Here is a 24,832-nt window from a genome sequence, read left to right on the forward strand (position 1 = left end):
TCACACGCGAACAGCCAACAAAGAACAAACCCCGCCCCTTTTGGGCGGGGTCTGCGGGGGTCAACCCTCAGGGGTAGGTATCAAAGCGTGCGGGCCACTTCCTTGATCTCGAAGAATTCCAGCTGATCGCCTTCCTTGATGTCGCTGTAGTTCTTGAGCTTGATACCGCACTCGAAGCCTTCCTTGACTTCGCGGACGTCGTCCTTCTCGCGGCGCACCGAGTCCACCTCGCCCGTGTAGACGACGGTGTTCTCGCGCAGCAGTCGGAAGCGAGCGCCACGGCGGACCAGGCCGCTGGTGACCATGGAGCCGGCCACCGTGCCGATCTTGGAGGCGACGAACACGACGCGGATCTCGGCCGTGCCCAGCGCTTCCTCGCGCTGCTCGGGCGCCAGCATGCCGGACATCGCCTTGGTCACGTCGTCCACAGCGTCGTAAATGATGCTGTAGTAACGCAGGTCGACCGCGTTGCCTTCGGCCAGCTTGCGCGCACCGGCGTCGGCGCGCACGTTGAAGCCGATGATGACGGCCTTGGACGCGATGGCGAGGTTGACGTCGCTCTCGCTGATGCCACCGACCGCCGCGTGGACGATCTGCACCTTGACCTCGGCGTTGCTGAGCTTGAGCAGCGAGGAGGCCAGCGCTTCCTGCGAACCCTGCACGTCGCTCTTGATGATCAGCGGCAGCGTCTGCACATCGCCGCCACCCATCTCGCCGAACATGTTCTCGAGCTTGGCGGCCTGCTGCTTGGCCAGCTTCACGTCGCGGTACTTGCCCGAACGGAAGGTGGCCACTTCGCGGGCACGGCGCTCGTCGCCCAGCACCATGAACTCGTCACCGGCTTGCGGCACTTCGGTCAGGCCCTGGATCTCGACCGGGATGGACGGGCCGGCCTCGGTGGTGGCCTTGCCGTCCTCGTCCAGCATGGCGCGCACGCGGCCGAAGGTGGAGCCGGCCAGCACGACGTCGCCGCGCTTGAGCGTGCCGCTCTGCACCAGCACCGTCGCGACCGGGCCGCGGCCCTTGTCCAGCTTGGCTTCGATGACGATGCCCTTGGCCATCGATTCGACCGGCGCCTTCAGCTCCAGCACTTCGGCCTGCAGCAGCACCTGCTCCAGCAGTTCGTCGATGCCCTGGCCGGTCTTGGACGACACGCCGATGAACGGGGCCTCGCCGCCGAATTCTTCCGGCACGACCTGCTCGGCCACGAGTTCGCTCTTCACGCGCTCGACGTTGGCATCCGGCTTGTCGATCTTGGTCATCGCGACCACGATGGGCACGCCTGCCGCCTTCGCATGGTGGATGGCTTCCTTGGTCTGCGGCATGACGCCGTCATCGGCCGCACAGACCAGGATGACGATGTCCGTCGCCTTCGCACCGCGAGCCCGCATGGCCGTGAAGGCCGCGTGACCCGGGGTGTCCAGGAAGGTGATCATGCCGCGCGGCGTGTTCACGTGATACGCACCGATGTGCTGCGTGATGCCGCCGGCTTCGCCCGCCGCCACGCGGGCGCGGCGGATGTAGTCCAGCAGCGAGGTCTTGCCGTGGTCGACGTGACCCATGACGGTGACGACCGGCGCGCGCGGCAGCGATTCGTGCTGCTGCTCGGCCGTGCCCTCTTCTTCCAGGAAGGCGTCCGGATCGTCCAGCTTGGCGGGGAAGGCCTTGTGGCCCATTTCCTCGACCAGGATCATGGCGGTTTCCTGATCCAGTTGCTGGTTGATGGTGACCATCTGGCCCAGCTTCATCAATTGCTTGATGACCTCGGCGGCCTTGACCGACATCTTGTGGGCGAGGTCGGCGACCGAGATGGTCTCCGGCACATGGACCTCTTGTGCCAGTTGCTCGACCGGCGCCTGGAAGTTGGACTGGCCATGAGCACCACGGTCACTGCCACCCCGGCGGCCGCCGGCACCACCGCGCGCCGGAGCGCGCCAGTTGCCGCCGCCACCCGGGCGGTTGGCGCCGGCCGGGCCGGAGCCGATGGTCTTGAGGCCGCGCTTCTTGGCGGCGTCATCGGCCCAGCTCGACGACAGCTTCTCGGACTTGACCGACTTCTTGTCGCCCGGCTTGGCCGTGGTGCTGCCCGGAGCCGCCGGTGCGCCAGGCGCGCCGACCTTCTTGTGGATGGTGCCCTTGATGCCTGCAGCCGGTTCGGCCGGCTTGGGCTCTTCCTTCTTCGGCGCGACCATCACCTTCTTGGGCGCGTTCATCATCGCGCGGATGGCGGCAGCCTCGGCCTCGGCGGCCTTGCGGCGGCGGATCAGGTCGTCCTGCTTCTGCTTCTCTTCGGCAGCAGCATCGACGGCCTTGACCACACGCAATGCCGGCTTCGCAGGCTCCACCGGCGCTGCAGCCACCACGGGGGCAGGCGCTTCCACCGGCGCGGCGGCGACGGGTTCAGGCGCAGGCGCGGGCGCCTCGACCGGTGCCGACTTGGCACGACGGCTGGCGGCAGCCTTGTTGATCGCGGCAGCCTCGGCCGACGCGGCAGCCGAGCTGCGCTGGCGAGCTTCGGCCACCTGCTCAGGCTTGGCAGCTTCGGCGGCCGCCTGCGCGGCGGCTTGTGCAGCAGCAGCGGCAGCCGCTTCAGCAGCCGCCTGCTCCTCGGCGCGACGCGCCTCGGCCGCTTCTCGAGCGGCGCGCTCGGCGTCCTCGCGGGCCTTGACCTTGGCGGCCAATTCCTCTTCCTGCTGACGCAGCGCGGCGGCGTGGGCTTGCGCCTCTTCCTCGCGGCGGGCCAGTTCGGCGTCGTCCTGAGCGCTGCCGGCCTCGTCCGCGGTGTCGTCACGCTTGACGAAGGTCCGCGTCTTCTTGACCTGCACCTGGATCGTGCGGGCCTTGCCACTGGCGTCGGCCTGCTTGATCTCGGTGTTGGACTTCTTGACGAGGGTGATCTTCTTGCGATCGGCACCGGCGGTGCCGTGCGAGGAGCGCAGGTGGTCGAGCAGGCGTTCCTTGTCGGACTCGCTCAGCGAGTCGTCAACGGAAGACTTCTTGACGCCCGCGGCTTGCAGCTGCTCCAGCAGCGTGCCCGCCGGCTTGCTCAGCTCGGCGGCGAATTGGGCGACGGTAGTCACGGCCATGTGGGGATCCTTCAAATTGCTTTCGGTGCGGCGCGGCGTGTGTTGATCGATCAGTCGTTGAACCAATGTTCGCGAGCCTTCATGATCAGCGCGCGCGCGGCGGCCTCGTCCTGCCCGGTCAGTTCGACCAGCTCGTCGACGGCCAGATCGGCCAGGTCGTCGCGGGTGTTGATGCCGCCCTCGGCCAGCTTGCTCAGCAGCTCGGGCGTCACGCCTTCGAGATCGCGCAGATCCTGCGAAACCTCTTCAACCTTCTCTTCGCGGGCGATCTCCATCGTCAACAGCGCATCCTTGGCCCGGGTGCGCAGCTCGTTGACGGTGTCCTCGTCGAAGGCCTCGATCTCGAGCATTTCCTGCATCGGGACGTAGGCCACTTCTTCGAGGCTGGTGAAGCCCTCGGCGATCAGGATGTCGGCGACTTCGGCATCGACGTCGAGCTTGTCGACGAAGAGCTTGCGCACCGTTTCGCTTTCCTGCTCGTGCTTGGCGGCCGATTCCTCGGCCGACATGATATTGATGCGCCAGCCGGTCAGCTCGGACGCCAGGCGCACGTTCTGGCCGCCGCGGCCGATGGCGATGGCGAGGTTTTCCTCGTCCACCACCACGTCCATCGCGTGACGCTCTTCATCCACGACGATGGATTGCACGTTGGCCGGGGCGAGCGCGCCGATGACGAACTGGGCCGGGTCTTCGCTCCACAGCACGATGTCCACGCGCTCGCCAGCCAGCTCGGTCGTCACGCCGTTGACGCGCGAACCGCGCACGCCGACGCAGGTGCCGATGGGGTCGACGCGCCGGTCATGGCTGACGACGGCGATCTTGGCGCGCGAACCGCTGTCGCGGGCACAGCTCTTGATCTCCAGCAGGCCTTGCTCGATCTCGGGCACTTCCTGAGCGAAGAGTTCCTTCATGAACTCCGGGCTGGAGCGCGACAGCATGATCTGCGGGCCGCGCTGCGTCGGGTCCACGCCCAGGATGACGGCGCGCACGCGGTCACCGGTGCGCAGGTTCTCTTTCGAGATCATCTCGCTGCGCTTCAGGCGCCCTTCGACGCGGCCGCTTTCGACAATGATGTCGCCCTTGTCCAGGCGCTTGACGGTGCCGACGAAGATCTTCTCGCCGCGCGACATGAAGTCGTTCAGCAACTGCTCGCGCTCGGCGTCACGAATCTTCTGCAGGATGACCTGCTTGGCGGCCTGGGCACCGATGCGGCCGATGGGCACGGACTCGACCGGCTCCTCGATGTGGTCGTCCACCTCGATGTCGCTGATCTGTTCCTGCGCCTCGAACAGCAGGATTTCGGCATCGGCGTTCTGCAGGCCGGCCTCGTTGGGCACGACATGCCAACGGCGGAAGGTTTCATAGTCGCCGGAGTCACGGTCCACGCTGACGCGGATGTCGGCCTCAGCGCCGTAAATCTTCTTGGTGGCCGAGGCCAGTGCGGCTTCGACCGCACCGAACACGACATCACGCTCCACGCTCTTCTCGCGCGAGATCGCGTCCACCAGCATCAACATTTCACGGTTCATTGCTTGAGACCTCCGTCAACCTTGTCTTGGCCGGGCGCCACCTCGGTGGGTTCGCCCGCTTGTTTCTGGGCCGCTGGCCCTTTGGGCGTCTTTTTCGGCTTGATCACGCCGCGCTGGCCGGGCTTTCGATCGGGCGCCGGCTCACCACCGCGCCCCTTGAAACTGAAAGACGGCACGACGCGCGCCTCGCGCACCTCGTCCAGCGTGAAATCGAGCGCCTGCTCGGCCTCGCCGTCGTCGAAGACCAGACGCCAGGCCTGGTCATCCGCCCCAGCAGGCTGCGCGCTGAGGACGCCGCGGTATTTCTTGCGCCCCTGGAAAGGCAGCTTCAGCGTGATGTCGATTTCCTGGCCGGCGAAGCGCGCGTAATGGGCGGCGTTCTTCAGCGGCCTGTCCAACCCCGGCGAGGACACCTCGAGCCGGGAATACTCCAAACCTTCGACTTCGAGCACATACTGCAGCTGGCGCGTGATTTTTTCGCAGTCGTCCACCGTGATCAACTCACCGGCAGCCGCTTCGGGCGCAAGCTTGTCGACCATCACGCGCAGCGTCCCACCGCTGGCACTGCGTTCGCAGTCCACGAGTTCGTAACCGAGTCCGGTCACGGTCGTTTCCACAGCGTCTTGCCAACTCATGCGTTCTGGGTATCGGGGCGAAAGAAAATCGAAAAAGCAAAAAAAATGGGCTGGATGAATCCGCCCACTCGTTCACCAAAATCCTGCGCCGGGGGATGTCGTCCGGGGCTCGTTGAAAAACCGCCTTGAAAGCAGCTTCTCATTTCCAGTGAAGCTCGGATTGTACTGTGCAAGTCCCGTGCCGGCAAGCTGCTGGCCACCACGCATGCCAGAATCATGGGCTGCTTCAGACCTCACAGGAGACAACCATGGGCTTTCTCGCCGGCAAGCGCCTGCTGATCACGGGCGTGCTGTCCAACCGCTCGATTGCGTATGGCATCGCCCGCGCCTGCCACCGCGAAGGCGCGGAACTGGCCTTCAGCTATCAGGGCGAGCGCTTCAAGGACCGCATCAGCGAGTTCGCTGCCGAATTCGGCTCCAGCCTGACTTATGACTGCGATGTGAGCAGCGACGCGCAGATGCAGGCGCTGTTCGACCAGTTGGGCGAGGTCTGGCCCGAATTCGACGGCTTCGTCCATTCCATCGGTTTCGCGCCCCGCGAGGCGATTGCCGGGGATTTTCTCGAGGGCATGACGCGCGAGAACTTCCGCATCGCCCATGACATCTCCGCCTACAGCTTCCCGGCCATGGCCAAGCTGGCCGCGCCACGACTGCGAGTCGGCTCGGCACTGCTGACGCTGAGCTACCTGGGCGCGCTGCGCGTGGTGCCCAACTACAACACCATGGGCCTGGCCAAGGCCAGTCTGGAAGCCAGCGTGCGCTACCTGGCGCAGGCGCTGGGCGCCAAGGGCGTGCGGGTCAACGGCATCTCGGCCGGCCCGATCAAGACGCTGGCGGCTTCAGGCATCAAGGACTTCGGCAAGCTGCTGGGCCAGTTCGCCGCGCAGGCGCCCATTCGCCGCAATGTGACCATTGACGACGTCGGCAACACGGCGGCCTTTCTGCTGTCGGACCTGGCCGCCGGCATCAGCGCCGAAATCACCTACGTGGACGGCGGCTTCAGCCACACGGCGATGGCCATGGAGTGAGCGGCCCGCGCGAGGCGCGGCGCGCCTCGCGGGATCGCCTGCGGCGTGATCAGGCCCGCACGCAGTCCACGTAGTAGTAGCCGCGGCTCGTTTCCTCGTCCACCTCATGCACGAGACCGTGCACGTCGGTCGCGAAACCTGGGAACTTGGCGTTGAAACTGCGCGTGAACTTCAGGTAGTCGACGATCTTCTTGTTGAAGCGCTCGCCGGGCACCAGCAGCGGGATGCCCGGCGGGTAAGGCGTCAGCAGAGAGGTCGTGATGCGGCCTTCCAGTTCGTCGATACCGACGCGCTCGGTGCGGCGCTGCGCGATGTGCGCGTAGGCGTCGCTGGGCGTCATGGCGGGCTGCAGGTTGGACAGGTACATGTCCGTCGTCAGCCGCGCGATGTCGCCCTCGGCATAGGCCTGGTGGATGCTCTGGCACAGGTCGCGCAGGCCCATGCGCTCGTACTTGGGGAACTGCGCGACGAACTCCGGCAGGATGCGCCACAGCGGCGCGTTCTTGTCGTAGTCGTCCTTGAACTGCTGCAGCGCGGTCAGCAGCGTGTTCCAGCGGCCCTTGGTGATGCCGATGGTGAACATGATGAAGAACGAGTACAGCCCCGTCTTCTCGACGACGACGCCGTGCTCGACGAGGAACTTCGTCACCACCGACGCCGGGATGCCGCTGCCGGCAAAGCGGCCTTCCATGTCCAGGCCGGGGGTGATGATGGTGGACTTGATCGGGTCCAGCATGTTGAAGCCTTCGGCGAGCCCGCCGAAGCCATGCCAGTCTTCATCGGCATGCAGCATCCAGTCGTCCGACACCGGCCGGCTGCCGTGATCGTCCTGCGCGCGCAGGAAGTCGGGGCCCCAGACCTTGAACCACCAGTCGTCGCCGTAGTCGCCTTCGACCTTGCGCATCGCGCGGCGGAAGTCCAGCGACTCGCGGATGCTTTCCTCCACCAAAGCCGTGCCGCCAGGCGGCTCCATCATGGCCGCGGCCACGTCGCAGCTCGCGATGATCGAATACTGCGGGCTGGTGCTGGTGTGCATCAGGTAGGCCTCGTTGAAGAGGTGCTTGTCGAGCTTGACGCTCTGCGAGTCCTGCACCAGCACCTGCGAAGCCTGCGAGATGCCGGCCAGCAGCTTGTGCGTGGACTGCGTCGCATACACCATGGCCTCCTTGGGGCGCGGGCGGTTCTTGCCCATCGCATGGAACTGGCCGTAGAAGTCGTGGAAGGCCGCATGCGGCAACCAGGCCTCATCGAAGTGCAGCGTCGGGATGTAGCCGTCGAGCTTCTTCTTGATGGTCTCGGTGTTGTAGAGCACGCCGTCGTAGGTGCTCTGCGTCAGCGTGACGATGGACGGCCTGACCGTCGCCGGATCGATGTGCGCCAGCAGCGGGTTGGCCGCAATCTTGGCGCGGATGGTCTCCGGGCTGAACTCGCTCTCGGGGATGGGGCCGATGATGCCGTAGTGGTTGCGCGTCGGCGTCATGAAGACGGGGATGGCACCGCACATGATGATGGCGTGCAGGTTGCTCTTGTGGCAGTTGCGGTCGATGACGACCACGTCACCCGGCGCCACGGTGTGGTGCCAGACCATCTTGTTGGACGTGGACGTGCCGTTGGTGACGAAGAAGCAGTGGTCGGCGTTGAAGATGCGAGCGGCGTTCTTCTCGCTCTGGGCGATAGGCCCGGTGTGGTCCAGCAGTTGACCGAGCTCCTCGACCGCGTTGCACACGTCGGCTCGCAGCATGTTCTCGCCAAAGAACTGGTGGAACATCTGCCCGACCGGGCTCTTCAGGAAGGCGACGCCGCCGGAGTGCCCCGGGCAGTGCCACGAATACGAGCCATCCTGCGCGTAATCCATCAGCGCCTTGAAGAACGGCGGCGCCAGGCCATCGAGGTAGCTCTTGGCCTCGCGGATGATGTGGCGGGCCACGAACTCCGGCGTGTCCTCGAACATGTGGATGAAGCCGTGCAGTTCACGCAGCACGTCGTTGGGCAGATGCTGGCTGGTGCGCGTCTCCCCGTAGACGTAGATGGGGATGTCCGGGTTGCGGTTGCGGATCTCCTGGATGAACTTGCGCAGGTTCAGCACGACGGGATCCATCTCCGGGCCCGCCGTGAACTCCTCGTCGTCGATGGACAGGATGAACGCCGACGCGCGGCTTTGCTGCTGGGCGAACTGCGACAGGTCGCCGTAGCTCGTGACCCCCAGCACCTCCATGCCCTCCTTCTGGATGGCCTCAGCCAGCGCGCGGATGCCCAGGCCCGAGGTGTTCTCGGAGCGGTAGTCCTCGTCAATGATGACGACGGGAAAATGAAAACGGATCATCGCGGCCTCCAGCGGGCGGGCATCAAAAAACGAAGCCGCGAAGTGTAGGGCCGCGATGTGTTCCGGCGGTGTCGGCGCAGTCTATAAACTGACCTGGCCACACTGAGATGGGAGACAAGATGGATTGGGATTGGAATTGGGCGACCGTCTGGTGGATCTCGGCCGGTTTGCTCGTCGCGGCGGAGTTGGCCAGCGGCACGTTCTATCTGCTGATGCTGGCCGTGGGTGCCGTTGCCGGCGCGCTGGCCGCCCATCTGGGCGCGAGCCTGACAGGCCAGGCGCTGACTGCCGCCTTCCTGGGTGGCGCGGCGGTGGTGGGCTGGCACCTGAAACGCAGCCGCAGGCCCGCACCGGCGCCTGCCGCGAGCAATCCTGACGTCAATCTCGACATCGGCCGACCCGTTCAGGTCGAAGCCTGGACTGCCGACGGCCTGGCCAGGGTGCAGTACCGCGGCGCGGCCTGGCAGGCGCGCTTCATTGGCAGTGCGCCGGCCCGCAGCGGCCTGCATGTGATTCGCGCGGTCGAAGGCAGTTGCCTGCTGCTCGACCGCTGAAGCTTCAAATCAACAACTCCCGGGAGGCCCCATGGGGTTCCAGATCGCATTCGTCATCCTCGTCATCGCCGCCATCTTTGTGGCGCGCTCGATCAAGGTCGTCCCGCAGCAGAACGCCTGGGTGGTGGAGCGCCTCGGCAAATACCACGCGACGCTCACCCCGGGCCTCAACTTCCTCGTGCCGTTTGTCGACCGGCTGGCCTACAAGCACTCGCTGAAGGAGATCGCACTCGACGTGCCGAGCCAGATCTGCATCACCAAGGACAACACCCAGCTGACCGTCGACGGCATCCTCTATTTCCAGGTCACCGATCCGATGCGCGCAAGCTATGGCGCCAGCAACTACGTCGTCGCCATCACCCAGCTTGCGCAGACGACGCTGCGCTCTGTCATCGGCCGCATGGAGCTGGACCGCACCTTCGAGGAACGCGCGGTCATCAACACCTCGGTGGTGGAGGCCCTCGACGAAGCCGCGCTGAACTGGGGCGTCAAGGTGCTGCGCTACGAGATCAAGGACCTGACGCCGCCGCCGGCCATCCTGCACTCCATGCAGGCGCAGATCACCGCAGAACGCGAGAAGCGCGCGCTGATTGCCGCATCGGAAGGCCGCCGCCAGGAGCAGATCAACATTGCGACCGGCGAACGAGAGGCCGCCATTGCGCGGTCTGAGGGCGAAAAGCAGGCCGAAATCAACCAGGCGCAAGGCCAGGCCGCGGCCATCACCGCCGTGGCGGACGCCACGTCCGACGCCATCCGCAAGATTGCAGCCGCCATCCAGCAGCCCGGCGGCGGGGAAGCGGTGCAACTCAAGGTCGCCGAAAAAGCAGTCGACGCCTACGCACAGCTGGCGCAGAAGAACAACACGATGATCGTGCCGGGCAACATGACTGAAGTGGCCGGCCTCATCGGCACGGCCATGGCGCTGATGAAATCGGGCAGCAAGCCCGTGATCCAGACAACCAAGTAGACGTAAACGCAAAAAAGCCCGCGAGGGCCCCTAAGGGCGGTCGCGGGCGTGAGGCCGTTCGGGGGGCACCGAACGAAAAGCTTCCGAAGTGCCGCTCTCGCTGGCGACCTCTTCAAATCAGCAGATCAACCGCCGGTGTAGGGCAGACCGAAGAAATCAGCAAAGAGCTTCCACATTTTTTACTCCATCTGGCCGGCAGGCCGTAATCGATGGATGTCAGTGTGGATGAGGAAGGGATACCAGGGAACTACAAACTCTGGTAGTCAAACAGCTCACAGAATGCCCAACTCCATGGCCTTGAGCACGGCATGGTTCTTGTTGGAAACGTCGAGAACCTTGAACAGTTGCTTCATGTGGTAGTTCACGGTGTTCTCGCTGATCCCCAGCAAGCTGCCAACGACCCAGGCACTCTTGCCCTCCATCGTCAACTTGAGAATTTCCAGTTGACGGGGCTGCAGCCGCACCGTCGGGACCTTGACATTGACCAGCAGACGCCCCGCCGCGTCCTGCGCATGCACTGCCAGCAGTTGAAGGTCCGCAATCATGCGACTGAGCTTGATGGGATCGCTGGGCAGCGGCGTATCCCGGTCAATGCCGAGCAAGAACCGCCGATAGCCGGGCATGTGCACACTGACGGCAACACCCGTTCGGTAACCAAACGGAGCCTGCGTCTCCCACAGATCGCCCGCACCCGCATCCGTGTAGAGCCGCTGGTCATAGATCAACGGTGCCGCGTTGCTCATCACATGGCGATGAACGGGATCCCGCTTGGCATTCTCGGGGTCGACCTGGGCCGCCAGGAACTCAGCGGGTGTATTGCCAATCGAGAAGTACTCGTTCTTCGCCTTAGGCCCGCGGTGCTCGACAGCGAGCACCCCTGCGACGAGGCCGAAGTCCAAGTCATTGGCGAAGTCGATCAGCCCCTGTCTAAAAGACGTGAGATCTGCCGCTTGACTGACTTGTTCGTACCTCTGGAGGTTCATGCGCTACTAGGGTTGGTAGGAGCCAGCGCGACTCAAGCAAACGCACACTGCCAACCATCCAAATGACGGGAGTTCCGAATGCAGATGGCAGCTTGGCAACTGATGGCCTGCGAGACGGTCGTCAAGACTGTAAACGAGTTTAAAAAGGTGACGCCTGCGTTGCGTCAAGTCGGCCGCAGCGTAAAAGTGCACGATGCACGGTCCGGACTTCGGTCCGGACAGGAAGTCTGGGGCACGGATGCCAACGGCGAGTCCATCCAGATCGCCTGGGAATGGACCGAGATCCAACCTGACGTCGTGGCGCTGTTCGACCCCATGAACATCCTCTGCAACGTGGCGTTGGTTGACGGCGAAGGCCATGAGCTCGCGCGTTCCAGGCGCATGCTCCACCTGAACAACATCGTCCATCAGCTTGGATGGCGCGATGCACTGGACGTGCCCTGCATAAATTGAGGCATCCGTCTCCTTGCATCGGCCTGCAATAGGCTATGATGTTGGGCTTGCAGGAGAGGTGGATGAGCGGTTTAAGTCGCACGCCTGGAAAGCGTGTGTGGGTTTATCCCCACCGCGGGTTCGAATCCCGCCCTCTCCGCCAGTACTAGATTCCCAGATGATCCGAGACCGTCCCAGAGACGGTCTTTTTTTGCCCGTTCCATAGAGGAAATAGGCCCGACACGGTGGATCACGGGTGCCAGAGCGTCCATCAATGTCCCATGCCTTCCCGGGCTTTTTTGTGGGTCACTTTGGGGGTAAGCTTTGTGGGTAGGAATTTCGAGCACTCGAAATTTTTGTGGGTAGACTTTCGGAGGATTTCCGATGCCCAAGAAGCCCGGCGCGCACGCCATTCATCGCCTCAGCGCTCTCGTCGTCAAGAACTCGAAGAAGCCCGGCTGCTTCGCGGACGGCGGCAATCTGTACCTGCAGATTTCACCAGGGGGCGCCAAAAGCTGGCTCTTCCGGTACCGACTTGGTGGCCGCTCCAGAGAGATGGGGTTGGGTCCATTGCACGCGGTCGACCTTGAGGCGGCTCGTGCGCTTGCCAAGATCCATCGAGGGGAATTGCTCGCGGATGTCGATCCGATAGAGGCGCGACAGGCTGCGCGCAGCGCCGACCTGGCGAACGAGGGTGCCAAGACAGAACGCAAGAGGTGGCAGTGGTGCTGCGAGACCTACGTGGCAGACGTCAAGATTCCTGAGCTGACGAACGCCAAGCACGCGGCCCAGTGGGGCACCACGCTTGAGACGTACACCTACGCCAAGCTCGGCGAGAAGTGGATCGACGAGATTGGGCTCAACGAGGTGTTCGACGTACTCAAGCCAATCTGGCTAGAGATCAACGAGACGGCGAGCCGCGTGCGCTCACGCATGGAAGCGGTGTTTGGCTGGGCCAAGGTGAAGGGATATCGCACGGGCGACAACCCTGCAGCGTGGAAATCCAACCTGCAGCATCTCCTGTCCTCCCCCGACAAAGTCCAGGAGGAGGCTCACCACCCTTCCCTGCCCTATGAAAAGGTGGGCGCCTTCATGGCGAAATTGCATGAGATTCAGGCCAACAACCTCAGGTATCGCCGATCCATCTCGCCCGCCATGGCGCTGGAGTTCGCGATCCTCACATGCATGCGCACGAATCCGGTCATCAGCGCGGATTGGAGTGAGATCGACGAGGGGAAGAAGGTCTGGACTTCATCTGCAGAGCACATGAAAGGCAAGTTCCCAATGCGCGTTGCGCTATCGCCGCGGGCCATGAAAATCCTTGAACTGATGAAGGCGCACCGCGTCGACGAATGTCCGCTGGTGTTCCAGTGGAACGGCGTAGGTCTGCACAATTCGTCGATGCTGAACGTCCTCGCCAATATGGACGAACATGAGCCCAGCACGTGGGTCGACCCGAAGATCGCTGGCCGGCGCGTGACCGTCCATGGGTTCCGATCAACCTTCACCGATTGGGCTGCCGAGACCACCGGCTTCGATTTCAAGGTTTACGACAAGGCTCTCGCTCACGCCGAGTCAAACCAGACAGTCGCAGCTTATCTCCGGGGGGACATGCTCGCCAAAAGGCGCCCGCTGATGGATGACTGGGCGTCCTTCTGCGACGGCGAAACTCGCCGCGTTTAGCCTGCCTTCAGGTTACGACCGCAGGTTGTATGGGGTGCAAGGGGTAGCGAGTTCGAATCCCGCCGTCCCGACCATTTTTTTCGTTGTAGATCAAGGACTTAGAAGCGAAAGCCTCTAAGTCCTTTCTCCTTTCGGAGTCCGATTTCCGACTTTAGGGGCAACCGTAGGGGCAACCGCGGAACGGGCTCGTATGGGACGTTTTGGGTTGCCTGGGCAACGTACCTTGAGACAGGGACCTGCTCACCCCGTCCTCGCCGATGACGGTACGTTGCGCCGCCCTCACGCCAGTGGCAGGGCGCTGCAGGCATGCCTCACTCGTCCGAACTCGCGGCCGCAGGACCAACCGGCTTGATCCGGTAGCCGCGGCGTCGTTCGAATTCCCGGTACTGTTCCGCGACCTGGGCGTCTTGATAGCTGCCGGCGATGGTGTCGGTCGCGCCTTGCCCATCGAGACCCGGCAGCCCGCCGATCATCCCGCCCCAGGTCTGGCGCTCCTTGCCCTCGCCAATGAAGGGGAGCAGATAGGCATCGAGGATGCCTCGATTGGGCGTCTCGATCTCGGCGCTGAGCGCGGCCAGATAGTCGCTCTTGTTCGTGCGGTGCCATTCGATGCAGAAGCCTGCCCGGTGACACAACTCGGTATGCACCACCAGCATCGTGCGCCCATTCCCATCCAGGAACGGATGACCGTACGCGAACATGCCCATCACAAAGCCCGGACGCTGGCGCAACTGTCGCTTGTCGCTAGCGATGCGCAGCCCCTCCTCCACCGCCAATCGCGCAGCCAGCGGGTGGGAGAACAAGGTCCCGGCCTTGGTGATCGAGAGATCCGGCGCGGTGATGGCTCGGTCCTGGCCAGCCCAGGGATAGAAGCCCTCGAACAGGATGCGATGAACAGCCATGAAGTCCGCGTAGCTCAACGAACCACGCCGCTTCGAGAGATGCGCGATCGCCTCGTCCAGGCTAGCCCGGAACATCTGGTGCTCCAGCTCCTGGACGATCTGCGGGTCTTTCTCGGCGAATTTGTTGCGCAGGTAGCCGGCCGTCTCGAAATCGCGGAACGGATCAAACACCCTGCTTGCGCTCCCGCAGGTAGTTCACGAGCAGCCTCGCCATGTCGTCCTTGCTCAGCTTGCCCGCGCGCTTGAGAGCAACCAGCAGATCCTGCACCGGGCCGGACCGAACTTCGTCGCCGGCCAGGCGGGTCACCGTCTCGGCCCAATGGTCGGCGGCCGTAGGCGAGTACCGGACCCCATGGAAACCAGCCAGCCAGCGCACGTAGTCCGCCACGTGGGTGGTTGGGAACGTCGCCGTGTCCCACCGCCGGCTTGCAAAGGTCGTGAAGGCCCGGCGACTGCGGTTGTTGACGTACTGCACGGCACTCCGGCCCAAGGCGAGCTTGCGGGAGACGCGGCGGTCGCCCGTGTCCAACACCAGCGCGCCCTCCACATCCTGGGTCACATGAGCCTTGAGCTTGAGAGCCAGCTCACGTCCCAGCGTCTCGACATCCACGACCGGCGTCACCTCATGGGTGGAAGCGTCGCGGCGGGCCTTGGCGTAAACGCCCGCGCCCAGGCGAAGCAACTCGCCGTCGCGCTGAAGCGCCTTCAGCGCCTCCGACACCTGCGATGCACTGCCCAGCGGCGCGAGTTCGGTCCGCAGCACGACATGGCCGGCGCGGCGTCGAATCGACTGGCGCATCCGGTCGGCGAGCTTCATGGAGAATCCCATGCGAAGATTTTAACACTTCAGATCTGACTTCTCCAGAAATCTCAATGGTGTCAATGTCTTACAGCCGCAAAACCTGCCGATGACCCGGTCATTCCTGCCGGACTTCGGTCTGCTCGTTCGGGCTCAGGCGGACGGTGCAGCGCAATGACTTTCTGATAACTTTGCTGCATGTCTTGGCTTGATCTCCTGCTTGCATGCGCGACGCTGGCGGTCGCCTTGACGACGGCCTCCCGCTCCGCGTCTCGGGGGGCAGGTCAGTGCCCAAAGCCGAAGTTCCGGATCCACGGCGATGGTCAGGACCGCAGGGACAGTAAGCCTTCTTCGACCTCGTATCGGCTAGGCGTCAAACGGCGCATTCCCCGAGAACGCATCGTCTGCCGCCGAGCCGTAGCTGCGCCGCAAGTCCTCCTTCAGTTGCGCGACCTCCCGTTCCAAACGTTCTATGCGATCAAGCGTATGGTCGAAGCTGGTGGACTCCATCGCTTGCAGGAAGGCCCAGATGGTCGCTAGGGCGCATCGGAATTTTCCTTGCTCCGGTCCCGGTTGGTTTGCTGTCGTTGCCATCAGAGGCTCCTCCGAGGGTGACGGCGAGGCTGACCCCATGCCGCCGGCGTGTCGAATTCAGAGCTGCGACCAACCGCCATCGACCGGAATCTCTAGGCCGGTCGTGAAAGTTGCGTCGAATGCCAGGAGGAGGACGGCCTTGGCGATTTCCTCCGAGGTCCCGAATCGCTTCATCGGGATGATGCCGAGCGTGTGCCCCCTGACATGGGTTCGCATCTCCTCCGTCGGAAACACCTTTTGGAGGATGCCCGTGTCGATGGGGCCGGGCGACACCGCGTTGACACGAATCTCCTGCGGAAGCAGCTCGGCAGCGAGTACGCGAGTGAATGACCGCAGCGCAGCCTTCGCGGCCCCGTATGTGGCTTGGCCGGCCAATCCCTTGACGTTGGCGACGGAGGTCGTGAAGACGACAGAGCCTCCACGGTTGATCAACGGCGCGAGCTTCTGAACCGCGAAAAACGGCCCTTTGGCGTTCAGGTTGAACATCTCGTCGTAGACGTCCTCGGTGACGCTCCCGAGAGGCGTTGGGATGCTGAAGCCGGCGTTGACGAAAAGCAGGTCGAAGGTGTCGAACTCGGCCTTCACCCGAGCGGCGAGGGTGTCGATGTCCGTCAGCGACCGCGCGTCGCTCGACACGACGGTGGCCCCGGCCCCAAGCTCTCGCTGCGCCGACTCCAGGCCGGGCGCTGAGCGTCCCGTCACGAGAACGCGCGCGCCCCCGTCGAGGAGCATCTTCGCCGTCGCGAGGCCCATGCCACTGGTGCCGCCGATGATGACCACCCGCTTCGATTCATACCGTTTCATGCGTTTTCTCCTTGCGACTGTCGGGTCGCATTGCTGTTTATGAACTGTTTGGTAACAAAATCGGCGTGACAATGTGCTCAAGGCACTTGTGAACACGTCATTTCAAAACCCGTGTGGCCGTGGGCGATCTAGTCGCTTCCCAATCGCCTTGTACTGGGCGCGGGGATCAGTGGCCGTGAACGGGCGCCCCGCAGCCGCCACCCTCAAGCCGTCGCAGGGGAAAATCAGGGACAGCGACCTTGATGACCGCCTCCCACGCTGCTTCTTGGTTTTCGTGATCGTAGAGATGCGGTTGGCGCTGCGCCTCAATCGGGCCTGCGAACTTCCCTTGAGCTGAGGCGAAGAACTGCCCTGAGACGTCGGTGCCGAACTTCGACGCCTGGATGTACCGACGGGCCGCGGTCTCTGGTGTTTGATTCATCCCGGGAATGTGGCTGACGATTGGGATCATCAGATATTTCACCAAGAGGCCGGCATTTCGCCCTACCTCGGTCGCGGTCGCCGCGCCGGGCGAGACGGCATACACCGCCATGCCGGCCGGCAGTCGGCGCGCCAGTGCCGCAGCCCACCAAGCGACGATGAGCTTCGCGTCGGCATAGGCGTTGTTGGCGTCGTACTTCACGTTCGGCCCATTGCGCAGCAGGGCTTCTACAGCGGCGGTTCGGTCGCCCTGGTGGTATTTGGCCGCAAAGGCTGGCAGGTCGGTGTACTTGAAGAGGGGGACCCCACCTCGGGCAGGTTCTGCGCCGGCGATAACGATGCGGGCGTTGGGGCTCAGCAGTCCGGCTTCGAGCAACCCGTCAGTCAGTTGATGGTGGCCGATGAGGGGGGCTTGAGAAGCCTCGACGCCAGTTGCCGAAATCACGCGCTTCTTGCCTGGGACCATCCCGGCATTGAGCAGCAGCAGATCAATCGGTTGACCTCGCTTGCTCAGCTCCGCGAGGGCCTTCCAGACGTTGGACGGGTCCTCCAGTTCCAACTCCAGCGGGGTGAAGATTTGCGATCTGGTCTCAGCTGCGAGCTGCGCGGCCGCCGTTCGTATCCGGCTCATGCTGCGCCCGGTGACGATGACCTGGCGGTAGCCCTCGCTGGCCAGCAAGCGAGCTGCCGCGTAGCCGACTCCGGAGGTGGCGCCTGTGACAAGTGCGATTGAATGTTTCATAGACTGTTTCGCGGAGAAGGTAGGGTCGAACCAATGCGTCCTGGGCTGCCGGGGTGGCTTGCCAATTTAGAACCGTTTGGTAATAATATCGACGCGTCTCTAGCTCAGTCAAGGATTTTCGAACTAAATGGTTCCAAACGCTGTCAGACCTCGCGGACGTCCGCGCAGCTTCGATGAGAGGGAGGCCTTGGAAAAGGCGATCCAGGTCTTCTGGTCGAAGAGCTACGACGGCGTCACGATTGAAGACCTGGTCACCGGGATGGGCGTACGAAAGCCGAGCCTGTATGCCGTCTTCGGGGACAAGAGGGAAATCTTCCTCCGGGCGCTCAAGACGTACGCAGAGGCCAAGGGGGCTCGCGCTGCGAAGGCTCTCTTTTCGCCGCCGACTCTTCGCGACGCGCTGGCCAGCTTCCTGAGACACGCCGTAGAAGCTGCAACCGAAGAAGGATCGGCACCAGGATGCCTCATGGTGTGCGTCGCGCCCCTTGTAGACGACCCTGAGGTGAGGCAGTTCCTGAAAGACGCCGTGGGTGGTGGCTTGGCGCTTGTGGAACGCCGTTTTCGCGACGGGATCAGCGCGGGAGAAATCCCCCCTGACTTTCCCGTGGCCGTGCGCGCCAGCCAGGTTGGTGACCTTGCCCGCGGTCTCACCATGCGGGCGCAGATGGGCACTCCGCGCCTGGCATTGCTCAGGGATGCCCAGGAAGCGGCTGATTTAGTCCTTCCGCCGCGCATCAGCAACGCAGGCCTAGAAGGTTGAGAAGACCGACAAGTCTGGTGACATGCAGATGGTGATCTGCGTGCTAGATGACCCATCGTTCTGGATGGACGCCCAGCCAGCCGAGCGGTCTCCCCCCGATCAATTTCGCCTTTGGGCACTTGACCTGCCCCCGCCCCCGGGACGCGAACCGGCAGGCCGTCGGCAGCTTGGTGCCCAAAGCAGAAGCTCTCCGAACCTCGGCAACAGGCTGGTGTGAGTCGTTCGTGGCGCAGGGCCCGAACGCCCGCTTGGGCTGGAACCAGTCACTGAGCGCAGGCGGCCCAGCCGGCATTCGCAAGGCCGTGTACTGCCCGCTGCAATCGCGCGCGTTCCTCGGTCTTCATGGGAGGCTCAAGTCCATGCCGAGCGTCCTGGCCAGTCCGAAGGCCAAGATCAGCAAGACGAGGAGCAACAGCACGAACACGGCGACGAACTTGGCGCCCATGCCTAGTAGCGCGCGCCGGTCCGCCCACTTCTTCTCTCGGTCGTAGTGCCACTTGATGGCGAAATACATGCCTGTGACAAATACCAGACCCTTGAATAGTACGAAGACGATGAGAACCCAATCCACCTGAGCATTCCTGGCTGTTGCTCGACACCATCCATCTTGACGGTAAACAAGAGCAGCGGACATTGGGCGTTTTAACTCACGGCCTGCGCGCAAACATGACGCAGCCGTCAAAGGCCTTCAAGTTCTAGTGGCCTCCCAACGGAGGCTGAACGTTGCGGGATCAAGCCCGTGGGACTGGCAGGTCTTGGCCGATAGCCGCCACGCTGGCACCGCAGCCGTACCGTCCCCAAGCGCTGCGGACCTACTGGTCGCTCTGGCTGTATCGGCACCAGGCCGGGTGCAGTCGCTTAAGCAAAGCGAAGTGACCGACGGCTTTCGATGCTGTGTTGACCTCCGACTCGCCGCGAGGGGCCAGCATCTCCGCGCTGTGGCCGCCCACTGCCCGCCCAGCGTCGCAAGGCCGCCCGCGGGGCTCGCCCGGTCCCGCTGCCAACACTTGCATCACCGCCCCCAAGCCCTAGACTGGCGGCGCGCCACCCCACCCAGCCGGCAGTCGACCGAGGCGCGGTGCCGACACCATGCGTGATCGCCCGTCCGCCGCCGCCGCGAAGTTCGAACAGCTGGCTCGTGAGCTCGAGCAACAGATCAGCGCTGGCGTGCTGCGGGCTGGTGATCGCCTGCCTTCGGTGCGCCAGACCTGTGCCAGTCGCGGCCTGAGCCCGAGCACGGTCTTCCAGGCCTATTACCTGCTCGAATCGCGCGGCCTGGTCCGTGCGGAGCCGCGCTCCGGCTACTTCGTCGCCGCCCGCGCGAGCGGCGTGCTGCTCGCCGAGCCCAAGACATCGGCACCGCAGTCCGGATCGCAGCCCGTCGAGGTCACCACTGCGCGCATTTGGTCTTCTTCGGGATCCGCAGCACTGCGCAGCAGTCCTCGCACGGCGAGGATGTGCGCCCGTTGAGACCAGGTGACCGGTCGGGCAAGTCGCGGCCCGACTCGCCCTGCATCCATCTCGGCAAGCCGCCGTCGGTGACCACGAAGAGCGCAGCCCAGCCCATGCGGGATCGGCTTGCAGTTCCGTGGGTTGCAGATGGCGCATCCATGCGCCGATGGTCGGCCCGGCAAGCCAGGCTTGAAGCGCTGGACTCGGTGTCGAATCCAGCGCAGCGCGAATCAGGCCTTGAGCTTGCGCATCTCCTCGGCCAGCATCCACAGCGCTCGGTTGAGGCTGACGCCCCGGTCGATGCTCTGGACGGGGCGTGTGTGGATGCGGCGGCCTTGCGCGTTACGGCCCGGCTGGCCGCCTCGAATCACGTTCTCCTGAACTTTCTGGAATGTGGCCCACAGGCTGTGCCCCGCGTCCTCGGCCCGGCGCGCCTGGACAAGCTGTTCGGCCGTCACGGGTGCCTGACCCAGCTCGCTCCCCTGCCCTTGGCGTTCGCCGAAACGCAGGGCCAGCGCCGAAGTCGCGAACGCGATCTGCTCTCGCGGGTCAAGCTGCAGCGCCTTCATCGCCTCGGCGTGTGCATCCACGGTTTCGAACGCTTGCAGGATGCGGGTGGCGCCCTCGATCACCTCGCCCTGGATGTCGCCACGATGGGGCACGCGGATGTCCTCCACCACATCGCCGACAACGAGGCCGTTGCAGCAGATGTAACGGAAAATCCCGCCCATCATCTGGTACGAGCTCGCACCGTCGTGGCTATTGATGAGGATGATTTCGTTGGCCTCGGGCTTGGTCTGGACCTGGCCAGCGTGGCGCATCCGGATCATGTGTTTCGTGAACTCGGCCTTGCCCTCGAAGCGGCTGGAACCCTGCGCGACCATGAATGGCTCGAAACCCTCCTTGCGCAGCCCGCGCAGGACCTCGATGGTCGGGATGTAGGTGTAGCGTTCGGAGCGGCTTGCGTGCTTGCCGGCGGCGAAGATGGACGGCGCCGCCGCGCGCATCTGGTCTTCGTCGAGCGGCTCGTTGCTGCGGATGACGCGGGTAGTACGGCCGGCAAAGCGGGCAGCGAGCGTGGGATGGGTGGATTGCATGATGGACTCCTTCGGTCAATGGATGAGTTCGAAGGCGGGCATGGCCTGCTCGGCGACGCCCGCCGGCTGGGTTCAGGCCTCCACGCGGGCAGGACGCTGCGTGGTTCTGCCCTTGGCGCCGGCCCCGTCCGCAACCTGGGCGGTGCTGCGGCGCGCTTCGCCTTCGGCACGGCTGTCCAGGTAGTCGATTTCCTCGACGGCGAAGTCCCAGCCGTAGACCGTCTCCTCGTCCCTCACATAGTTGTTATTGCGCAGGCGGCCGACGATATTCACGTGCGAACCGCGCCCGAGGTACTCGGCTGCGTTTTCAGCCTGTGCGCCCCACAACGTCCACTGGATCGCCGTGGATAGCTGTTCGCGCCCCTCGCCCGATCCGCGGACGTTGTTGCTGATCGCCGTCAGCGTCGCCTTGGCAATCAGCCCCTCGCGGCCCGAGACGAATTCGAGCTTGACCGCACCCGCCAGGTGCGCATTGCGTTGAATGACTTGAATGTTTGCCATGACAATCTCCTTCAAGAAGACCGGCCGGGCCCCGGACGGGTTGCCCTGAAAACTGATCCTCTTGCTCGGACTCCTCGCTCCCGCCCACGGGCGGGCGGGGGGTGGGCATGGCCCCTTCCCTCACGGGAAGGGGTTGGGGATGGGTGGGGTCGTCTTCAGGCAGCCAGGCAGTGCGCCGGTTTCCCGGCCCACCGCTGAAAAGATCCCCCCACCGTTCCCCCTCGCCCAAGCACGGGGGCGCGTGGGGGGATCGCGGTGGGACGACCGGCGCACGGCTGCCCTCCCCCCATCGGCGACGCAGCGTCGCAGGCGATGAGACAGCTCGCCTGGCGCAGCGCTTGCAGCGAAGGCGACGCAACGCCATGAGCAGCGGCGGCTCCGCGGCCGGCGTGACACAAAGCGAAGCGACTGGCGCGACGGTCGAGCCACTGCGATCACTTCAGCGCGGCCCGGCCTCGGGCTTGGCGGGTGCCCGGGGCGGCGATCTGGCCGGAACAGCGCGCAGCGCAGTCCATCAGGACCGGCCAGTTCGCCGAGCGGCTCTTTCACGCGCAGCGTGAAGGAAACAAGCCGCGATCCCCGGGTACGGGAGGGCCGCGCCTCATGCGTCCACACCCCGCGCAGAGACACGAACTGCCGTGCGACTCATCCTGCAGAACGGCATTCCATCCGGCCGCATCGGCAATCCGTCGCGCGCACCTCGCAGCGTCACGGGCCGTTGAAGACACTGCAATCACTGACACAGCCAACCCACCGGAGCCCACCATGACCACCGCCGCAAAGACCTTCGCCGTCGCCCTCGCCGCTGTCACCGCTGCTGCCGCCATCGGCGTCGGCCTGGCCAACAGCATGGCAGCGCCCGAACCGCAGGTCGTGAAGCTTGAGCGCGTCGTGGTCATCGGCAAGCGTGCCGATGCGGCAGTGGTCGCCAGACTCCCGCGCGTCGTCGTCGAAGGCCGCCGCGCAACGTCGCTGGAGACCACCGTGGCTTCCGCACAGACGGCTGTCCGGCCGATCTGAGACCACGCCGCTGTCAGCCCACACCCGCCGCTGGCGGGTTTTCTTTTGCCGCAACGCGGCGGCGCGGCCCGGCTGCGGGCATGGCGGGTGCGAGGGGTGGCGATCTGGCCGGACACGCGCGAAGCGCAGCCGATCAGGACCGGCCTGTTCGCCAAGCGGGCCCGTTCACGCGCAGCGTGAAGGAAACCGGCCCGCAGTCCCCGAGCACGGAAGGGCCGCGCCCCCAGCCCCGCGTGCGCAGCACGCCAAGCCGTCGCGCAGCGACGCCCAAGGGAGTGTTGCCCAGGCGGCCCAGGGGGAACGCCTGGAAGAGCCGCCCGCGCCGCACTCACCATGAACCCAGTATTGGCCTGATCCAAGGCCTTCAAGCCGCTGATTCAGGGCCCGAATCCAGCACGGCCAACGGCACGCCCAGCGCCGAATATGGGTCCAGGCGGGTCAAGGTGAATCGCCTCCGGGTCCAGACCGGGTCGAAGTGAATAGGAAGTGGGTCGAAAGCGGGTCAGAAATGAATCCAGGTGAATCGAACCCGAACCAAGCGAGCCGCGAACGCGTCCCGGATGCCATCGCTGGCCGCGCGGAAGAGTCTTCGTCGCCCGCCCGACTTCAGCCGAAGCAACCACCAGGTCAACGCTCGCGCAAGGCGCGGCGGTTCGGCGACGAGATACGGAGGCTCCTGATCAGGGCATCGACCCCATCGACCAGCGCAAAACCGAGCGCCGAGAAGCCGAACAGCGGCTGGCCGCAGCTCGGACCTTCAAGCAGTGCTCGGAAGAGTTTCACAAGAACAACGAGGCGTCCTGGAAGAACATCAAGCACGCCGCCCAGTTCTTAAGCACGCTCCAGACATACGCCTATCCGACGTTCGGCAACTGGCCGGTTTCGGACATCACCGCTGACGATGTGCTCAAGGCCGTGCTGCCGATCTGGGGCATCAAGCACGAAACCGCTACTCGCGTCCTGCAGCGCATCAAGAAGGTGCTCACCTGGTCGGCAGTCGCCCGCTACCGGGAGCCGTTGCGCTCGGATTTCTGGGACTACGTGCATGGCAAGCTGCCTGCCGTCAGCGTCGAAGAGAAGCACCACGAAGCCTGCCCCTACGACGAAGCTGGCGCGCTGCTGCTGCGCGTGCTGAACAGCAGCGCCAGCGATGTCGTCAAACTCGCATTCATGCTCACCGTGCTGACAGCGGCGCGTTCGGGGGAAACGCGAGGCGCGACATGGGACGAAATCAAACTCACCGAGAAGGTCTGGGAGGTTCCGGCATCCCGCATGAAGGCGGGGCGGCCTCATAGCGTCCCCCTGAGCGACGGCGCGCTGGCTGTGCTCGGCCGCGTCCGCGCACTGTCCGACAGTAAGACCCTCGTGTTTCCCAGCCCCCGTGGCGTCAAGCTCAGCGACATGGCGTTCACCCAGTTGCTGCGACGCCTTGAGGCGGGCTGCACCATGCACGGCTTCCGCTCGACGTTTCGAGATTGGGCGGCGGATCAGACGGACTATGCGGCGCAGACTTGCGAAGCCGCACTCGCTCACGTCAACGAAGACAAGGTAGAGGGTGCATACCTGCGATCCGACCTATTCAAGAAGCGCAGGGCGCTGATGGCCGACTGGGCCGCGTTTTTGGAATCGTCGGCCAAGGGATACGACATCGGGCATACCGTAGAGGCGGAGTAGCGCACCTAGATATCATGATGCCACCGGATCGGCTCGGCTCGGCTTCTTCTTCCCTGCGGGCGGCTACCATCCCTTGTAATCAGCAGTGAGGCTAGATGTCAAGACCCGCATGTTTATGCACCGCACGCTTGAACAATTCGGGCTTGCTGACCTGCCAGGACGGGAGCGTGGTGATCGAGTGAGCGCTGCGGGATGTGGTGGTTGTAGGTCTTGCAGTACGTCATCAGCGTGGCCTTCAACTCGGCACCCGACCTGAATGGGGTTTGCTGCACCACTTCGCTGATGCGCCCGTTGAAGCGCTCCACCAGGCCGTTGGTCTTCGGAAGGCGCTGCGGACACAGACGGTGCTCTATGCCCAGCGCACGGCAGCGCACATCGAAGTGATGCCGCCCCGAAAGTACCTGCTACGCGTCGTACGTACTCAGTGCCCTGACGAGCCAGAAGATTTTTCCGTTTGAACATTGTCGGCGAAACGAGGCTGCCCGCGTCTCAGCACCTATGCCGGTACTACAGTCGCGGTCTAACTTCAGAGTCGGTCGTGCATCGCCAAGATGGCGGCGCTGCGCAATGTAGTCACCGGTTTCAATAGAGATTGGCCCCTTTCAGGGCCTGCTCATTTTTCGCTTTCAGGCATGCGCTCATTGCTTGACGCCGTTGAGGAGCGGGTGCTGTCAAGCCGCCGGCTGAACCGTTGACTTGAGCTTGGCACTCGCGCATCGCCTTCGCTCGCTGAGACACTTCCGGAGCGCTAGAGACCTTGTCTGTGTCCTGAGCAACGACGCGGGCTGTGCCGATGGCGAGGAGCGCAGCGAAAAGAAGATCAGTGCGAATTTTCGTCAAGTTCATC

24 protein-coding genes, 1 tRNA gene and 1 pseudogene are annotated in these 24,832 nt (G+C 64.2%); 10 read left to right on the top strand and 16 right to left on the bottom strand.

Translation table 11 applies throughout. The features are described from left to right. Nucleotides 1–80: 80 nt before the first annotated feature. The 3 genes from infB to rimP are packed head-to-tail and all read right to left on the bottom strand — an operon-like array spanning nucleotide 81 to nucleotide 5,250. Nucleotides 81–3,086 (bottom strand): translation initiation factor IF-2, encoded by a 3,006-nt coding sequence (gene infB / locus ACO07H_RS14300; protein ID WP_422015242.1) that lies wholly within the window; start codon nucleotides 3,084–3,086, stop codon nucleotides 81–83. A 50-nt stretch (nucleotides 3,087–3,136) separates the two neighbouring features. Continuing rightward, a complete protein-coding gene (gene nusA / locus ACO07H_RS14305; protein ID WP_422015244.1) occupies nucleotides 3,137–4,615 on the bottom strand; it encodes a transcription termination factor NusA in 1,479 nt (492 codons plus the stop codon). Next, on the bottom strand, nucleotides 4,612–5,250 hold the full coding sequence (gene rimP / locus ACO07H_RS14310; protein ID WP_422015246.1) for a ribosome maturation factor RimP: 639 nt from the start codon (nucleotides 5,248–5,250) through the stop codon (nucleotides 4,612–4,614). The genes nusA and rimP overlap by 4 nt, the downstream gene beginning before the upstream one ends. A gap of 248 nt (nucleotides 5,251–5,498) precedes the next feature. Here rimP and fabI point away from each other — a divergent pair, with 248 nt between their 5' ends. Then, nucleotides 5,499–6,278 carry an enoyl-ACP reductase FabI gene (gene fabI, locus ACO07H_RS14315; protein ID WP_422015248.1) on the top strand — a complete coding sequence of 260 codons (780 nt, stop codon included), beginning with the start codon at nucleotides 5,499–5,501 and terminating at the stop codon, nucleotides 6,276–6,278. A 49-nt stretch (nucleotides 6,279–6,327) separates the two neighbouring features. Here the strand turns inward: fabI and ACO07H_RS14320 are convergent, their stop codons facing one another. Continuing rightward, nucleotides 6,328–8,601, bottom strand: coding sequence for an Orn/Lys/Arg decarboxylase N-terminal domain-containing protein (locus tag ACO07H_RS14320; protein ID WP_422015250.1), 2,274 nt, complete (start codon nucleotides 8,599–8,601; stop codon nucleotides 6,328–6,330). 167 nt (nucleotides 8,602–8,768) lie between these two features. On the opposite strand from ACO07H_RS14320, the gene ACO07H_RS14325 reads away from it, so the two are divergent. Together ACO07H_RS14325 and ACO07H_RS14330 are read left to right on the top strand one after the other, a co-directional pair. After that, nucleotides 8,769–9,155, top strand: a complete 387-nt coding sequence (locus ACO07H_RS14325; RefSeq protein WP_422015252.1) for an NfeD family protein — start codon at nucleotides 8,769–8,771, stop codon at nucleotides 9,153–9,155. Between the two features lie 31 nt (nucleotides 9,156–9,186). Further along, complete coding sequence (locus ACO07H_RS14330; protein ID WP_422015254.1) at nucleotides 9,187–10,122, top strand: SPFH domain-containing protein; 936 nt, start codon at nucleotides 9,187–9,189, stop codon at nucleotides 10,120–10,122. Between the two features lie 272 nt (nucleotides 10,123–10,394). Here the strand turns inward: ACO07H_RS14330 and ACO07H_RS14335 are convergent, their stop codons facing one another. Further along, nucleotides 10,395–11,105: an autoinducer binding domain-containing protein gene (locus ACO07H_RS14335; protein WP_422015256.1), complete on the bottom strand. Its 711-nt coding sequence runs from the start codon at nucleotides 11,103–11,105 to the stop codon at nucleotides 10,395–10,397. Between the two features lie 78 nt (nucleotides 11,106–11,183). Here ACO07H_RS14335 and ACO07H_RS14340 point away from each other — a divergent pair, with 78 nt between their 5' ends. The 3 genes from ACO07H_RS14340 (at nucleotide 11,184) to ACO07H_RS14350 (ending at nucleotide 13,220) form a co-directional block, all read left to right on the top strand. Continuing rightward, a complete protein-coding gene (locus ACO07H_RS14340) occupies nucleotides 11,184–11,558 on the top strand; it encodes a hypothetical protein (protein WP_422015258.1) in 375 nt (124 codons plus the stop codon). A 52-nt stretch (nucleotides 11,559–11,610) separates the two neighbouring features. Then, nucleotides 11,611–11,700: transfer RNA gene (locus ACO07H_RS14345), tRNA-Ser, on the top strand. 221 nt (nucleotides 11,701–11,921) lie between these two features. Beyond that, entirely contained in the window at nucleotides 11,922–13,220 is a 1,299-nt protein-coding gene (locus ACO07H_RS14350) for a tyrosine-type recombinase/integrase (protein WP_422015260.1), read from the top strand. Nucleotides 13,221–13,531: 311 nt separating this feature from the next. On the opposite strand, the gene ACO07H_RS14355 is transcribed toward ACO07H_RS14350, so the two are convergent. The 5 genes from ACO07H_RS14355 to ACO07H_RS14375 form a co-directional block, all read right to left on the bottom strand. Then, nucleotides 13,532–14,293 carry a Fic/DOC family protein gene (locus ACO07H_RS14355; protein ID WP_422015262.1) on the bottom strand — a complete coding sequence of 254 codons (762 nt, stop codon included), beginning with the start codon at nucleotides 14,291–14,293 and terminating at the stop codon, nucleotides 13,532–13,534. Further along, entirely contained in the window at nucleotides 14,286–14,939 is a 654-nt protein-coding gene (locus ACO07H_RS14360; RefSeq protein ID WP_422015264.1) for a hypothetical protein, read from the bottom strand. The genes ACO07H_RS14355 and ACO07H_RS14360 overlap by 8 nt, the downstream gene beginning before the upstream one ends. 348 nt (nucleotides 14,940–15,287) lie before the next feature. Then, nucleotides 15,288–15,515 (bottom strand): hypothetical protein, encoded by a 228-nt coding sequence (locus tag ACO07H_RS14365; RefSeq protein ID WP_422015266.1) that lies wholly within the window; start codon nucleotides 15,513–15,515, stop codon nucleotides 15,288–15,290. A 57-nt stretch (nucleotides 15,516–15,572) separates the two neighbouring features. Continuing rightward, nucleotides 15,573–16,319: an SDR family oxidoreductase gene (locus tag ACO07H_RS14370; protein ID WP_422015268.1), complete on the bottom strand. Its 747-nt coding sequence runs from the start codon at nucleotides 16,317–16,319 to the stop codon at nucleotides 15,573–15,575. A 166-nt stretch (nucleotides 16,320–16,485) separates the two neighbouring features. Beyond that, a complete protein-coding gene (locus ACO07H_RS14375) occupies nucleotides 16,486–17,481 on the bottom strand; it encodes an SDR family NAD(P)-dependent oxidoreductase (RefSeq protein WP_422015270.1) in 996 nt (331 codons plus the stop codon). Nucleotides 17,482–17,668: 187 nt separating this feature from the next. On the opposite strand from ACO07H_RS14375, the gene ACO07H_RS14380 reads away from it, so the two are divergent. Beyond that, nucleotides 17,669–18,241: a TetR/AcrR family transcriptional regulator gene (locus ACO07H_RS14380; protein ID WP_422015272.1), complete on the top strand. Its 573-nt coding sequence runs from the start codon at nucleotides 17,669–17,671 to the stop codon at nucleotides 18,239–18,241. A gap of 340 nt (nucleotides 18,242–18,581) precedes the next feature. Here ACO07H_RS14380 and ACO07H_RS14385 read toward each other — a convergent pair whose 3' ends face one another. Beyond that, nucleotides 18,582–18,812 carry a hypothetical protein gene (locus ACO07H_RS14385; RefSeq protein WP_422018683.1) on the bottom strand — a complete coding sequence of 77 codons (231 nt, stop codon included), beginning with the start codon at nucleotides 18,810–18,812 and terminating at the stop codon, nucleotides 18,582–18,584. A 518-nt stretch (nucleotides 18,813–19,330) separates the two neighbouring features. Between ACO07H_RS14385 and ACO07H_RS14390 the strand changes: the two genes are divergently transcribed. Next, on the top strand, nucleotides 19,331–19,711 hold the full coding sequence (locus tag ACO07H_RS14390; protein WP_422015274.1) for a GntR family transcriptional regulator: 381 nt from the start codon (nucleotides 19,331–19,333) through the stop codon (nucleotides 19,709–19,711). 212 nt (nucleotides 19,712–19,923) lie between these two features. Here the strand turns inward: ACO07H_RS14390 and ACO07H_RS14395 are convergent, their stop codons facing one another. Continuing rightward, nucleotides 19,924–20,790, bottom strand: coding sequence for a DUF932 domain-containing protein (locus ACO07H_RS14395; protein WP_422015276.1), 867 nt, complete (start codon nucleotides 20,788–20,790; stop codon nucleotides 19,924–19,926). Between the two features lie 72 nt (nucleotides 20,791–20,862). Beyond that, entirely contained in the window at nucleotides 20,863–21,291 is a 429-nt protein-coding gene (locus ACO07H_RS14400) for a single-stranded DNA-binding protein (protein ID WP_422015278.1), read from the bottom strand. A gap of 765 nt (nucleotides 21,292–22,056) precedes the next feature. On the opposite strand from ACO07H_RS14400, the gene ACO07H_RS14405 reads away from it, so the two are divergent. Further along, entirely contained in the window at nucleotides 22,057–22,311 is a 255-nt protein-coding gene (locus ACO07H_RS14405) for a hypothetical protein (RefSeq protein WP_422015280.1), read from the top strand. Between the two features lie 627 nt (nucleotides 22,312–22,938). Here ACO07H_RS14405 and ACO07H_RS14410 read toward each other — a convergent pair. Further along, complete coding sequence (locus ACO07H_RS14410; protein WP_422015282.1) at nucleotides 22,939–23,130, bottom strand: hypothetical protein; 192 nt, start codon at nucleotides 23,128–23,130, stop codon at nucleotides 22,939–22,941. Here ACO07H_RS14410 and ACO07H_RS14415 point away from each other — a divergent pair. Continuing rightward, the gene (locus ACO07H_RS14415; RefSeq protein ID WP_422018643.1) at nucleotides 23,122–23,985 is read left to right on the top strand and encodes a tyrosine-type recombinase/integrase; all 864 of its coding nucleotides are present in this window, start codon (nucleotides 23,122–23,124) and stop codon (nucleotides 23,983–23,985) included. The two genes, ACO07H_RS14410 and ACO07H_RS14415, sit on opposite strands and share 9 nt — an antisense overlap. 91 nt (nucleotides 23,986–24,076) lie before the next feature. On the opposite strand, the pseudogene ACO07H_RS14420 reads toward ACO07H_RS14415, so the two are convergent. Continuing rightward, nucleotides 24,077–24,380: pseudogene (locus tag ACO07H_RS14420) on the bottom strand (integrase core domain-containing protein); the annotation flags it as partial. Nucleotides 24,381–24,567: 187 nt separating this feature from the next. Beyond that, the gene (locus ACO07H_RS14425) at nucleotides 24,568–24,831 is read right to left on the bottom strand and encodes a hypothetical protein (RefSeq protein ID WP_422015284.1); all 264 of its coding nucleotides are present in this window, start codon (nucleotides 24,829–24,831) and stop codon (nucleotides 24,568–24,570) included. Nucleotide 24,832: the final 1 nt, after the last annotated feature.

The sequence above is a fragment of the Roseateles sp. genome (genome assembly GCF_965229315.1).
Classification (GTDB): domain Bacteria; phylum Pseudomonadota; class Gammaproteobacteria; order Burkholderiales; family Burkholderiaceae_C; genus Pelomonas.